We start from the raw sequence: 12,623 nt of genomic DNA, 5'->3' as shown, positions 1-12,623 counted from the left end.
GTACTAACCGACTCTCTCCGCTTCGACTCTATCGAACATTAATTCGAACATGCGAGTTTCGGACACCGCGGACCAGCCATCTGGCTGCCGCGACAGGAGGCCGGCTCGGGTGAAGGCGGTGCCGAGGCCGCGGCGGTGCGGCCGCCGCGATAGGGCTCTTGGGCCTGCGGCAGCGTGCTCCCCGGGCCTCGCCCGCCCCGGCTGGGCCCCGCCGAGTACCCCTGCCCGAGGCGGTCATCGGGGACAGACTGTGCGCGGGCGAGCGGGGTGCGAAGAGCGTAGGACTGGACGGGTGCACCTTTCACCGCCGGTCGAGCCGATGCTGGCACGCTCCGTGACGACTCTGCCGCCGTCCGGGCCCAGGCCCATGCTCTTCGAGCAGAAGGCCGACGGGTTCCGTGTCCTTGTGTTCACCGGTCCCGAGCCGTACCTCCAGTCCAGGCGAGGCGCCGACCTTCGCCCGGCCTTCCCGGAGATCGCCCGTGCCGCGGCCGCGCTCGGGGTCGAGGCAGTCGTCGACGCCGAGCTGGTGGTCTGGCGCGACGGCAGGCTGGACTTCACGGCCCTTCAGCACCGAGCCCGGCTCCGCGGGCCCCGGGCAGAGCGCGCCGCCCGCGATCAGTCCGCCCACCTGATCACCTTCGATCTGCTTGAGGTCTCCGGCGCCGTCCTCATGGACCAGCCCCTGCATCAGCGCAGGAGGGCACTGGAGAGCCATTTCGCATCCCTGGAGCTCGCAGCGCCCTGGGTGCTGTGCCCACAGACCGCCGACGCCGCAACGGCCCGCACATGGCTGGATCCGGCCTGGGGAGCAGCCGGCGTCGAGGGCCTCATGATCAAGGATTCCGGTTCCCGGTACCGGCCTGGGGAGCGCGGGTGGCTGAAGCTGAGGACGCGCATGACGGCGGAAGGGATCATCGGTGCGGTCACTGGCACCGCGCACGCCCCCCTCAGCCTCTTGCTCGGCCGGCTCGACGCGACCGGCCGTCTCCGGCTGATCGCCCGCTCCACACCGTTGTCCCGCACGGCGGCGATCGAGCTGGGTGCGGTCCTGCGCCCGGCGGGAGCCGACCACCCTTGGTGGGGCCGGGAGTTCTCGGCAGGATGGGGAACGAAGGAGCTGCTGGTCTTCCAGCCCGTCGTGCCCGAGCACATCGCCGAAGTCGACACCGACACAGCGCTTGACCTGGGCCGACACCGCCACCCGGTGCGCTACCTGAGGCTGCGGGACGACATGGCTCCCGGCGACATACGGGAGTGAGCGCCGCTCGCCGGAACGCTCTCGTGCTGCGCCGTCGGGTCGGAGAGTGAGAGCCGGGTCACAGCCGTAGCGCCCAATCGTGGACTATGGCGCGCCTCTCACCTGGTCATGATCAGAACTCCACTCGCGACCAGGAGGAGTTCCGCTGTGCCGGTCCTGCGCCAGATCACCACATGCACCGCGCCGTCGACCGTCGTCGTCGAACGCCGCACCCGGGCACGGGACCGGCCGGTGGACTACCGGCTTGAGGTCTGCCATCGCCACCGGTGGCTGGCGAGCAACTGGACCGGGCGGCGCGGTGCCGACGGAGCGGGAGGCAGGTGTGGCACCGTCACGGACTACCGGGCTTTCGACACGATCGTGCAGTCCCACGCCGACCTGTGGCTCCGGGCGTTAACCACGAATGGTCCCGAGGACCACGACGGTGACCTCGCGGCCGCGCTCCGCGCGGGCTTCGAGTGGCTGACCGCACACAGGGAACCGACCGGCGTGGCGATGGCACTGGAGCACGCGGCCCGGGTCGCCGAGGCGACCGCGGCCGGCACCCTCAAGCTGGCAGAGGGCCAGGTGCAGGTCCTGGCCGCGCTCAGCCTGGCGGAAACGCTCGACGCCGGCTCACGGGGAGCATGAGCCGGCGGCCGTACGACGGAACGTGTCATCGGTTCCCGCCGGGCCCGGCGCTCAGGGCAGGGGACCCGTGGAGGCGGGCCGGTGGGGGTCGTCGCGGCGGGCCGTAGGGTCGAAGCCGACCGGCCCGTCACGGGGAGGCCGGGCTGCACGTAGGAGTCTCCTTTGTCCGTCCTCAGCGTTGCCCTGATCGCCGCCGTCGGAGCGCTGGCCGGCGCTGCGGCACGCCCGGTGGTCTTCGCCCGCTCCGTCCCGGCGGCCGCGTCCGCACGCAGTGACTGCCCGCACTGCGGCAGCGGCGTCCTCGGACGCCGGCTCCCGGTGCTGCCTGCCTCCGGGCGCTGCCCGGCGTGCGCACAGGCGATCGGACCGCACGCCTTCACGCCGGAGGCGGCAGCCGCCGTGGCGTTCGCCGTGATCGCGGCGGGCGGCGCGAGCGGCTGGTTCGCCGCTGCCCAGTACTGGATCGCCGCATGCGGTGTCGCACTCGCCCTGATCGACGTCGCCGTGCAACGGCTCCCTGACGTGCTCACCCTTCCCGCCTTGTGCGGGACGTTCCTCCTGCTCACCGCGGCCCAGGTGGCGGGCGAGCCCGGGAGTCTGGGCCGCGCGGCCGCCGCTGCTGCCGTGCTCACCGCCGTCTTCCTCCTCATCGCGTTCACCGGCGCCATGGGGATCGGAGACGTCAAGCTCGCACCGGCCATCGGGGCGCTCCTGGGCTGGAGCAGCTGGACAGCCCTGTTCTGGGGAGCAGCCGCGGGCTTCGTCGTCGGCGCGGTCCTGGAGGTGGCGCGGATGGCAGTCGGCCGTGCCCGCCGCACGCACGTGTCTTTCGGCCCCTACATGGTCATCGGGGCCCTCGCCGTTTCGGTCACTGCGGCCTGACCGCGCTGCGCATTCCCGGAAATACCGCTTCCTGTAATTCCTTTTCCTGCACACCGCGTTCCGGAACGGCTCATACCTGACCCCGCCGTTCCGGAACGCGGATTCACGGAATAAACCGAGCCTGGTCAACTCCTCGGCGCAGAAAGAAGATCGAGTCCGGAACGAAGACGAACCTGTCACGTTCCCGATCTTCTTCGCCCTCCTCACTGTCTATCAGCACCGCGATGAGGAAGTCAGACGGGCGAGGAATTCCGGCCGACGACACCAGGAAGAGCCGCACATGCACACCCTCACCCGCCGCGTAGCGACCGTGGCAACCACCGGCGCTCTGCTCCTCGGCGGCGCCGTCGCCACCGCCTCCACCGCCAGCGCCGCGACCGTCGGCAGCGGAGCCTGCACCCACCAGATCAAGCTCAACACCGACGTGTACGCGACGGTGAAGTTCCGCACCGGCCCGGGCACCGGCTACACCGCCACCGGCCAGCTCTCCAAGGGCACCGACGTGTACTGGCAGTGCAACAAGGGCGACAACGGCAAGCCCGGCGCCTGGGGCTACGTCACCGTGAAGTCCGGTGCCCACAAGGGCAAGAAGGGCTGGGTCGCCGCCCAGTACATCAACGTGCCCATGCAGCTGGACTGAGCCCCATCCCCGGCCGGCAGAGACGACCTGACCCGAGCTCTCCCGGCCCCTCCCACGCCTGAGCCGTCACTTCGTACAGGCTCAGGACGACGCGACGGCGGCCCGGCCCACTGTGACCCCGGGCCGCCGTCGGCGTACCCGCAACCGGAACCCGGCACTCACCCCGCCGCTGGCCTGGCGCCACCCCCGCTCCGCCGGCCCGGCCCCGAGAGCCGCCGCCCGGGCGATCGAGCCCCAGGACAGGCACCTTGAACCTCACTTCCTCGTCACCCGGCGCCCCGGCATCCCGCCTCGAGCAGGCCCTGGCCAACGCCCGCGGACAAGGCCGGGCCGCCCTCGCCGCCTACCTACCCGCCGGCTACCCCACGCTCGATCAGAGCCTCGACGCCCTGCACCTGCTCGCAACCACCGCCGACGTGATCGAGATCGGCCTGCCGTTCACCGACCCCCTCATGGACGGTCCGGTCATCCAACGCGCCGCCGAACAAGCCCTCCGGGCCGGATTCCGCACCGAGCACCTCTTCACAACCGTCCGCGAGCTCGCTGCGGCCTCCAGCACCGCGCTCGTCGTCATGACCTACTGGCAGCCCGTCCACCACTACGGCCCGAGCCGATTCGCCCAGCGCCTCGCCGCAGCCGGCGGGGCCGGCGTCATCATCCCCGACCTGCCCATCGAAGAAGCCGCCGACTGGCTCAGCGCCGCCCACGAACACCACCTGGACACCGTGTTCGTTGTCGCGCCGAACGCCACCGACCAGCGCCTGGCCAGCGTATGCGCCGCCGCCAGCGGCATGGTCTACGCCCCCGCAACCACCGGTGTCACCGGCAGCCAAGGCCCCCTCCACCCCGGCCTACCCGCCTTCGTCGACCGCTTGCGCACCCTCACCCACCTCCCCGTCGGCGTCGGCATCGGCGTCTCCACCGCCCAACAAGCGGCCCTCGTCGGCACCTACGCCGACGCCGTCATCGTCGGATCCGCATTCATTCGCGCGATCGAGGCCACTCCCGGACCCGCCGGCGCCCTCCAGGCCGCCCTCCTCGCCCAGCACCTCGCCGACGGGCTCCTGCGCTCACGGCCCGCCGCAGCCTGACACCCGCGCCCTGACGGACCACCGGATAGTGCTGCCAAGCATCCCGCCACCTGCCAGCACGGCTCATACAACGATCCGGACCCAGAGCACATAGAACGTGTACCTACCAGGCAGTAGACGTCTAAGGTGCGGACGGGACACCAGACTGCCGACCGCTCACGGACGAGCACACAGGAGCGGACCGCATGCTCACGATGCGCCCAGCCATTCCGGACGACCAACCCGGCCTCGCCACGATGATCCAGGCTCGCTCCGACTGGATGAAGGCTAACCAGCTCCCCGGCTGGCGCAACTGGGGAAAGCACGTCCACGAGCTGGCCGACAACTGCACGCGCCACCCAATCGAGATGTGGGTCCTGACGGAATACGGCGACCGGATCCTGGGCTGTACCACGATCCTCCGGACATCCGCGCCCTGGACCTGGACCGCGGCCGAAGCCGCCGACACCGCCTACTACCTCAACGGCACCGTCACCGACCCCGCCGAACGCCACCGCAAGCTCGGCACACTCATCGCCGACTGGGCCGTCGACCGCGCGGCACGCGAGGGCATCAGCCGCGTACGTCGCGACTGCAGCTCCCCCGCTCTCGCCGAGTACTACCAGCAGCAGAACTTCCAGCTCATCCGAAAGGTCTCGACCCCCGGAGGGCACACTTCGTACGCCTTAGAACGCAAGGCAGAAGAAATCCCCGAGCTCGCCAGCTGGCTTATCCCCGACATTGCCCCTCCGGGAATCTCTGGAAGGTGGAGGACGCCTCTCGCCGAGAGCGCGAGATCGAATATGGCGGGAGCAATGGGATACTTCTCACGCTCGTTCCGCGGTGCGGCCGAAGTATCCCTTTCGGTGTAGGACGCTCCACTGCAGTGAGGCAGTTGAAACGAGAGCGGCCTGTCTTCCCTGCGATGTCGGCAGAGAGGGCAGGCCGCAATTTCTCTCACCGGGGTTGAGGTTCGCTTCAGTGAGATGCAAAGCGGCCGAACACCTGGGTGAGGCCGCCGTCTACTCGCCCTTCGGCCGCCCTGCGGCCAGCCCAGGGGCAAGCCGCGCGCAGCGGGCTGCGTAGGCGGCGAGATGCCGGGCTTCGAATTCCGTGGCATCCCAGTCATCCACTCGTACATCGCCTCCAGGCCATATGTACGCCCAACCCCACCGCCCGTTGGACAGCGGCAACTCTCGCAGCTCGTATCGAGCGTCCTCGAACGCGTCGAGGATGCGCCACTCCTGGTTGCTCAGGTCGGTCAGGACCACCCCGGAGGCAACGTCGGCGGACGTTCCAGCGACGAGGCCTGGGTAGACGCGGCCTTCGAGCGCGGCAGCGCGGTAGCCCGGCGCGGATGCCGGAGACTGCTGCGGGACTCGGCCCAGCAGGGCCCGGAGGACGGCGTCGAAACGGAGCGTGCCGTAGCAGAACAGCACGTCGGGGCGTTGCGAGAGTCGGTCCCGGCGCCCAGTGGCTTCCGGGGCCGAGGTGGTTATGGTTTGCGTCATGTGCTTTCCGGTCTTAGTGGGAGGTCAGGTACATCGCGTCGTAGACGGGTGATTCTGGGGCGTGCTTGATCTGGCCCAGGATCGTGTACCCCCACCGGAGATAGGCACTGCGTGCGGGCTCATTGTCCTCGATGCACGTCAGGGCTGTGACGTTCTCCTCCCGGCCGGAGATGACCGTGTCGTGGATCTGCCGTCCGAGACCGCGATTCTGGTGCGCGGGCAGCACCATCAGCTCCCGCAGCCAGAAGATGCCGCCAGAGTCGGCGAGTTCCTGCAGCCAGGCTGGGCGCTGGGTGCCGAGGGACGTCCACCAGGGCTTGTCGTGGGGCAGGGTGGCACCGTGGACGTATCCGACGATTCGACCGTCCAGCCGGGCTGTCACCGTCTCGAAGCCTTGGGTGTCGAAGGCAGCCTCGAGTCGGCTCCGGAAGGAGTCGACGGAGAAGAAGGGGTCACCGATGTAGGGGGGCGTGTCGTACACCGTGGCGTAGACGTCGACCAGTTCGGTGAGTATCGCCTTCGCTGACTGCGCATCGTGCCGCTGGAACTCCGGGTCCACCGTCTGCACTCTCCTTTGCTTGCTCACGCGACGTGAGTACGGATCTGTTCGAGTAGGTCCCCCACGCCGCGGGCGCGTCGATGGGGAATCAAGCCGTCATGAACGATCGTCAACTGCGCGGTCGTTCGCGTGGAAGACATCCCGCTCTCCACGAGTCGGAGTGCCTGTGTCGCGGCGGCCAGACCGTGGTCGACGTCGCCGTTCTGTACGGCCGCAACCGAGAGCCGGCCGAGGCACATTCCGCGGTTCCTGGAGTGGGCGACATCCTGAAGCGCCTCAGACCGTGCGAGAAGGTCTTGGGCTCGGGCCACCTGGCCGAGGTCGAGCCGGCACATGCCCTCCAGACACGTCAGCTCGGCAAGGTTGAGGAAGTGCGCCCAGTCCGGGTCCAGTTCGTGGTCTCCGTGCTCCCATTCCTGCCAGGCGCGTTTGATGGCGGCCTCGCAGTTGAAGACGTCCCCGACGCGTGCGTGTCCCTGAGCCTCCCGGATAGCCAGAAGTGCGGTGACGCGGCTGGGTGCGTTCCAGAGTTCGGCGTGCCGCTGTCCGAGCTTGGCGAAGCGCACGGCTTCGCGTCCCTTGTTCAGGTCGACGGCTTGTCTGGCCATGTTGCTGAGGGTGCGGCTGGCCAGCACGTCGTCGCTGGTGTAGTTGGCCGCGTTGAGGGCCTCGGAGAAGTACTGGCGGGCCTGGGTCTGCAGCCCCGCGTCGTAGCAGAACCATCCGAGCGACGTTGTGAGCTTCCCGGCGAGTGCGTGCAGCCGCTGTCCCAGAGCGTCGTCGTAGATACCGCGGTCGATCATGTGATGGGTCCAGAGCAGATGAGCCCGGGTCGGTCGCCATAGTCGATTCGCGCCGAACTGCTGGTCGATCGCATAGTTGTCGTCGGCGGCGCCAGACAGCAGTTCGACTTCCTCCGGCGAGATTCGCCACTCGCCGGCGCGGTTGGCGCTCGTGGTCGTCTCGGCCAGCCATGGGGGCGGCGCCTCGTCGGTGAGAGGACTGGAGCCGGCCGCGACCAGGAGGGGGCCAGGTGACGCCTGGCTGATCATGGGCACCGGTGTGAGAACCAGAGGGCCGCCGCGGTCCCCATCCGTTGGAGGGCGGAACCCCAGTTCCTCGACGGGGCACTTCCAGTAGGCGGCCAGCACCGCCCGACTGTCGGGGTGCGGCCAGGGCGGAGGTTCGGCGTTCTCCCACTTGGAGTACTGGCGGAGCGTGAAGGTGGGCGCCTTGCTCAAGCGTCCCTCTGCATGAAGGCGTCGGGCAAGAGCGGAGAGTTCCTGGACGACCTCTTCCTGCGTGCGGTTCGCACGGGTGCGTAACCGCTTGAGTTCACGCATGGCCACCTCCTCACCGTCTGGATGGCCTCACGGTAGCGACTTCGACGGCCTTGCGTGTGGGTTCGTCAACTGAATGCCCTGGTCAGAGGGAAAGGGCTGGCGAAAGGGCGGCCAAAGGGCATGTAAGAGGCGGCCAGAGTTCCGGGTAAAAGACCTGTTCACCGCTCCAGCCCTTCGCTGCACTAGGTCACGTTGCAGACACCCTGCGTTTGGTCGTGATGCTGGAGGGCTCATGGAGACCGGCGAGATGGCTGACGCCGAGAGCGCGGCTCTGTCCGTGTGGTTCTCCGCGGCTACGCCGTGCCCGGCTACGTCGACGGGCTTGTGGCGGACGAACCCGCACCTTCCGCGACGACTTGAGTGCGGCGTCACCTTCGACATCGTGCTGGCGGACCGGCATCTGATCGAGGCGGCCTATCGGCTCCTTGCCGAGTACGAACAGCCTCTCGGGCCCGCTGTGGCGTTCACCAGCCTTCGCTCTGCCGCCGTGCTCGTGCCGTGCGGCACGAGCGAGAGCTGGAGCAGTTTGATGGCGGCCTCCCAGTGGCCGGGCAGGCTTCCCCGGCCGGCCTGCCTCGGCAAGCGCCACGCCATTCTTGTACCCGCCCCGGCCCCACGATCGGGAGCCGGAGTCGCACGATGGCTTGTCCCACCCGATGACGAGCAGGTGATCGGCGGGACGCCGCTGCTGACGAGCCCTGCTCCCCTCGCCCGCTGCCTTGCGGAGGCTCTTGCCCTTCATCTGCCTTTGGAGCGATCGCCTCTGAGCCGTGCCATGACAGCGGTCAGGTCCGTGCTGCCATCAACCAGGAGGCCGTGATGGCGACGGCACTCGCGCACGTGCTGCGCGCGGCTCCATTCGGGCAAGTGACTGGGAAGCAGGACGGCTCAGGGGCGCTCGTCTGCTCGCTTCCAGTAGTTCCGAAGCATGTCAGTGGGCCATTTCGGCTGGTGCACGGGTCCGCGGGGCAGCATCTCCTGGAAGACCGGCGCCAGGTCGATGACGGGAGTCCCAGCGTCCGCGTCCAGGTCCGTGACGTGCAGATCCCGTCCCTCGACTCGCAGCAGTCGCGGGTAGGAGATGCCGATTCGGGCCGGCCGCCTGTGATTGCGGTGGACGAGTCCTCCGGTGGCCGGCCAGTCCGGATTTCCGCGGGGGCTCCGCGGCTCAAGCTCGACGTCGTTGTCCGACCCAAGGCTGAAGTGCCAGACGACCTCCAGGTGGCTGAACTCCTCGATGCCCTGGAGGGCACTCTCCGGGATGCTCGGCACGAGACGGATGATCGACTCGACTCCGCCTTTGTAGTCGTCAAGTCGGCCGGTCTGGCCTCCTACGACCGTGGCGATCACCGGCAGCTGGATGTGCTGGTCGAACACGCTTCCCCTCTCGTGGGTCTTCTCCCTCGACGCCGAGAGATGGGCTCTCTGCGCCGGATTTGCTTACCGTACGGGTCACTTGTCCGCGAGGACCGCTCGGGCTCGCGCGTCGAGGTCTGCGGCTGGCCCACCGCCTCGGCGGAGGACGGGACTCAGTGCTCGGCGCATCTGCACGACGGTCTGCCGTGCCCGCCCGGACTGGACGCCGGTCATCGTGTCGAGCGCTTGGTGCCACGTCGCGCAGGCCGCATCGAGTTGCCCTTGCCGGACCTGAACCTCACCCAGGTATCCCAAGGTCACGGAGTGAGTCCTCTTGAACTGCCTCCGACGGGTGCGGACACTGCGCTTGAACTCGCGTTCGGCGCCCTTCAGGTCGCCCAGATCCCGCAGCGCTGCTGCGGTTTCATGGGCGAGACTTGCCTCTCCGAAAAACCACACCCGGGCGGGCTCGTTGCCGCTGTCGCTGGCGCGGCCCAGGTCGGACTCCGCGCGGTTGAGCGCGACCGCGGCCCGCTTCTTGTCGCCGGCGGCGGCAAGCCCTCGAGCGTGGACGACACCCAGCAGGGCTTTCTCCCGCCAGCAGGCTTCGGTGTAACGGCGGCTGGAGAGGGATCCTTCGGCCAGGCGTACGGCTTCCGCCGGCTGGTGCAGGTCAACAGCCTGGTGGGCCATGGCCCGCAGTACGTGCCCGGCGAGCGGCGCGTCGCCGGCCTCCTCGGCCAGCTGCGTTGCGAGGGTCAGCCACCGCAGCGCAATGGGGTGCTCCCCGGCGTCGAAACTCGTCCAGCCCGCGAGGTAGGCCAGTTCGGCAGCGGCCGACGTCATGTCCAAGCGCAGACTGTCGGAGGGGAATCGTGCGGCCAGGAGCTCGGCAACGTCGGTGCGAAGGTAAGCGACCAGGGCGGCGCGTCCCACACCGCGGCCGCCGCGCTGCTGGTCCCGCTGAGACAAGAAGGCCGTCATCTCGCGCACGCTTGCGACGTCCTCGGCCGTGACCGTGTGCTGCGACAGCGGCTTGCGAGTGCGTGCGCGATCGGCGGCCTCCTGCCACCAGGTCTCGGAGGGCAGGGCCAGGCCGGCGACCGAGTAGGCCGACTGTGCCAGCACCTGGCGCCGAGCTATGTCCATGTCCGTGCTCCCGAGGGTCGCCAGCGTCGCGAGTGTGTCGACGCTCCACGCCGGCGCCTGCGGGTCGGCGGCGTCGTCCGGTGCCAGCCCAATGTCGGTCAGCGTGATGGTGCGACCGAGGCCGCGGGAGAGCGTCTCGGCCAAGATATGCGCTGCTCGGCCCTCCGGGATGGCGCCGCCGATCCAGCGAGCGATGCGGGACTGGTCGTAGCGCAGAAGTTCAGTTGCACCGTTCTCCGCGGCGACAGCCCGGAAGCGAGCAGCCAGTTGCCGCTGCGACACGCCCCATTCCTGGATGACGGCTTCCAGCCGGGTGTTGCGTGTGCGCCCCATGGGTGTGCGCCCCCATCCCCGAAACGATCTTGCATCACGTGCATCGCTTTGCCGAGCCTGCCTGCATTCCCACCGGCCCCGGCGCGCGGTTGTCTCGTGAAGACGATATTCCTCCAACTCCCAGGCGGCGTACCGGAATCGGCCACGTCATGCCCACGATCTCGGACGGTGACCGGAATTGGCCCCAGCCGGGGCCGGGAAAGGCAGCTGATGAACGTGCAGTACCCGATGGGCGGCCTTCGTGGGGCGCGCACCATTTCGGTGGTGCGCGGCGGCCGGAAAGCGATCGCCCCTCCGTCCGAAAGCGACAGCACCCCGACCTGCCGGACCCGTGACTTCCAGATGGCGACAGAGATCCCAGCCCAGGCGGAGGCCGTCGCCGGAGCGCGTCATCAGCTCGGCACGCTGCTCGAGCGCTCCGGACTGTCCGAATGCGCTGACACAGTCATGCTCGTCACCCAGGAACTGATGGTGAACGCCATGGTCCACGGGTGCGGAAACAAGCCGGCGCTCCGATTCGCCGTACGGGCCACGCATGGGCACGGATGTCTGCGGGTGGAGGTGGAGGACCCCTCGATCGAGCAACCTCATCCGCGGCCGCCGTCTGCGGATGAAGAGGGCGGCCGCGGGCTGCACCTGGTCGATTCCCTGGTCACCCGATGGGGAACCGACAGCTCCGCGCCGGGGCCTGGCAAGACAGTCTGGTTCGAGCTGGACCTGGCTCCCGAGGAGGCCGCGTCGTGAGTCTCCTCCGCCTCGGCCGTCGCCCGGCCTCCTCCCCCTCCGTCAGTCCCCGGTCGGTGATCGCCGCTGCGGAGGAGACGTTGTCGATGGTGTTGTCGGACGGCGCACCGACTCCCGAGACCGACCAGGACATTCACGACTTGATGCTGCGGCTACGGGGTCACCTCATGCAGCTGGGGGCGATGGCGCCCGACCGGTCCCGTGCTGTGGCCGAGGTGATGAAGATGGCCCGACAGCGTGAGGTCGAAGTGCCGGACAGCTGCGCCCGGGCCCTGATGCCCCTGGCGAAGTTCGCGACGGCCGTGCGCACGGTGCTCTGGACCCTTCGAGCAGAAGGGGCGTTGTGCGAGCACTCGACCCCGTGCCCGCCGGCCAGCGCAGCCGATCACCTGGCGGCAAGCGTCTTGATCGGCCACCCCGGGGCCGGCTGGAGTGTGCTGTGCAACGGCGTGATCCTTTTCGAGGACACGGGATGCCTCCTGCCAACGGGCGGCGCTGTCGGCCCGCGACGGCCTCTACCAGGTGGGGCGGTGACGACATGACCCCGTCACCCCCGTCCCCTGTCCAGCAGCTGGACGTACGGATTCTCCCCGCGACGGCCGCCTGCGACTACGAGTTCTGGGAGGCCAGACTCATCAGCCCCCATCTCCTGCGTGACGCGGTGGCCGTGGCGCTGCACCGCCTCCCGCTACTGGCAGTACCGGTCGGCGCAGACCGCCGCAGTGGTCACATGGACATGCTCGACCCGGGCTTCGCCCAAGTACTCGCGCACGCTCTGCGGGGACGTCCCGGATTCGAGCGGCCTGTCGCCTCCGGCCAGCTCGTGCGTTGGGGCGATCCGATGCCGGACAACCTCGCCCCGGACGCACACCGCCGATTCCAGGGCCTGCGTGAGCATCCCAGGCGCCCGGCTTCCATACGGCCCCCCGCCGGACACGGGGGGCACGACTTGGGTCTTCCCCCGCCCAAGTCGCCGCCCGGAAGACAGCCCACTCCTCCCCGGGCCGTCGTCCAGGCAGGCGCCGCGCCCACCCCCTGACGCTCGCGGCGCCCCGTCCCGTTCTGGTGCCGCACCGGCCCCCTACGGCGCGGCACCAGAACACCCCTCACTCACTGGAGCCACCCTCATGACCTTAGGTAGTGAC

14 protein-coding genes are annotated in these 12,623 nt (G+C 69.1%); 9 read left to right on the top strand and 5 right to left on the bottom strand.

Going from position 1 to position 12,623, the window contains the following annotated elements; all coding sequences use genetic code 11:
- Window positions 1-292: 292 nt before the first annotated feature.
- The 6 genes from JEQ17_RS49220 to JEQ17_RS49195 all read left to right on the top strand — a co-directional run bounded on the left by JEQ17_RS49220 (window position 293) and on the right by JEQ17_RS49195 (window position 5,355).
- Window positions 293-1,261, top strand: coding sequence for an ATP-dependent DNA ligase (locus JEQ17_RS49220; protein WP_200402264.1), 969 nt, complete (start codon window positions 293-295; stop codon window positions 1,259-1,261).
- Between the two features lie 147 nt (window positions 1,262-1,408).
- On the top strand, window positions 1,409-1,891 hold the full coding sequence (locus tag JEQ17_RS49215; protein ID WP_234048897.1) for a hypothetical protein: 483 nt from the start codon (window positions 1,409-1,411) through the stop codon (window positions 1,889-1,891).
- Between the two features lie 162 nt (window positions 1,892-2,053).
- Window positions 2,054-2,773 carry a prepilin peptidase gene (locus JEQ17_RS49210; protein ID WP_200402262.1) on the top strand — a complete coding sequence of 240 codons (720 nt, stop codon included), beginning with the start codon at window positions 2,054-2,056 and terminating at the stop codon, window positions 2,771-2,773.
- A gap of 280 nt (window positions 2,774-3,053) precedes the next feature.
- Complete coding sequence (locus JEQ17_RS49205; RefSeq protein ID WP_234048896.1) at window positions 3,054-3,413, top strand: SH3 domain-containing protein; 360 nt, start codon at window positions 3,054-3,056, stop codon at window positions 3,411-3,413.
- A gap of 248 nt (window positions 3,414-3,661) precedes the next feature.
- A complete protein-coding gene (trpA, locus tag JEQ17_RS49200) occupies window positions 3,662-4,504 on the top strand; it encodes a tryptophan synthase subunit alpha (protein ID WP_200402261.1) in 843 nt (280 codons plus the stop codon).
- A gap of 185 nt (window positions 4,505-4,689) precedes the next feature.
- Window positions 4,690-5,355 (top strand): GNAT family N-acetyltransferase, encoded by a 666-nt coding sequence (locus JEQ17_RS49195; RefSeq protein WP_024126750.1) that lies wholly within the window; start codon window positions 4,690-4,692, stop codon window positions 5,353-5,355.
- A 150-nt stretch (window positions 5,356-5,505) separates the two neighbouring features.
- Here JEQ17_RS49195 and JEQ17_RS49190 read toward each other — a convergent pair whose 3' ends face one another.
- From JEQ17_RS49190 to JEQ17_RS49170, 5 genes are all read right to left on the bottom strand, one after another.
- The gene (locus JEQ17_RS49190; protein WP_181411934.1) at window positions 5,506-5,994 is read right to left on the bottom strand and encodes a gamma-glutamylcyclotransferase family protein; all 489 of its coding nucleotides are present in this window, start codon (window positions 5,992-5,994) and stop codon (window positions 5,506-5,508) included.
- 13 nt (window positions 5,995-6,007) lie between these two features.
- The gene (locus tag JEQ17_RS49185; RefSeq protein ID WP_200402260.1) at window positions 6,008-6,580 is read right to left on the bottom strand and encodes a GNAT family N-acetyltransferase; all 573 of its coding nucleotides are present in this window, start codon (window positions 6,578-6,580) and stop codon (window positions 6,008-6,010) included.
- Complete coding sequence (locus JEQ17_RS49180) at window positions 6,577-7,605, bottom strand: hypothetical protein (RefSeq protein WP_200402259.1); 1,029 nt, start codon at window positions 7,603-7,605, stop codon at window positions 6,577-6,579. The genes JEQ17_RS49185 and JEQ17_RS49180 overlap by 4 nt, the downstream gene beginning before the upstream one ends.
- A gap of 1,179 nt (window positions 7,606-8,784) precedes the next feature.
- A complete protein-coding gene (locus JEQ17_RS49175) occupies window positions 8,785-9,273 on the bottom strand; it encodes a TrmO family methyltransferase domain-containing protein (RefSeq protein ID WP_200402258.1) in 489 nt (162 codons plus the stop codon).
- A 75-nt stretch (window positions 9,274-9,348) separates the two neighbouring features.
- A complete protein-coding gene (locus tag JEQ17_RS49170) occupies window positions 9,349-10,734 on the bottom strand; it encodes a Tat pathway signal protein (protein ID WP_200402257.1) in 1,386 nt (461 codons plus the stop codon).
- 210 nt (window positions 10,735-10,944) lie between these two features.
- On the opposite strand from JEQ17_RS49170, the gene JEQ17_RS49165 reads away from it, so the two are divergent.
- The 3 genes from JEQ17_RS49165 to JEQ17_RS49155 are packed head-to-tail and all read left to right on the top strand — an operon-like array spanning window position 10,945 to window position 12,517.
- Entirely contained in the window at window positions 10,945-11,478 is a 534-nt protein-coding gene (locus JEQ17_RS49165; RefSeq protein WP_024126757.1) for an ATP-binding protein, read from the top strand.
- A 56-nt stretch (window positions 11,479-11,534) separates the two neighbouring features.
- Complete coding sequence (locus tag JEQ17_RS51015; RefSeq protein ID WP_234048895.1) at window positions 11,535-12,020, top strand: DUF5999 family protein; 486 nt, start codon at window positions 11,535-11,537, stop codon at window positions 12,018-12,020.
- The gene (locus tag JEQ17_RS49155; RefSeq protein ID WP_200402256.1) at window positions 12,017-12,517 is read left to right on the top strand and encodes a DUF6302 family protein; all 501 of its coding nucleotides are present in this window, start codon (window positions 12,017-12,019) and stop codon (window positions 12,515-12,517) included. Before JEQ17_RS51015 ends, JEQ17_RS49155 begins: the two co-directional genes overlap by 4 nt.
- The last annotated feature ends 106 nt before the right edge of the window (window positions 12,518-12,623 follow it).

It is taken from the genome of Streptomyces liliifuscus (assembly GCF_016598615.1).
Lineage (GTDB): Bacteria > Actinomycetota > Actinomycetes > Streptomycetales > Streptomycetaceae > Streptomyces > Streptomyces liliifuscus.
The sequence above is the reverse complement of the archived record's forward strand: the minus strand, read 5'-3'. Positions and strand labels throughout refer to the sequence as shown.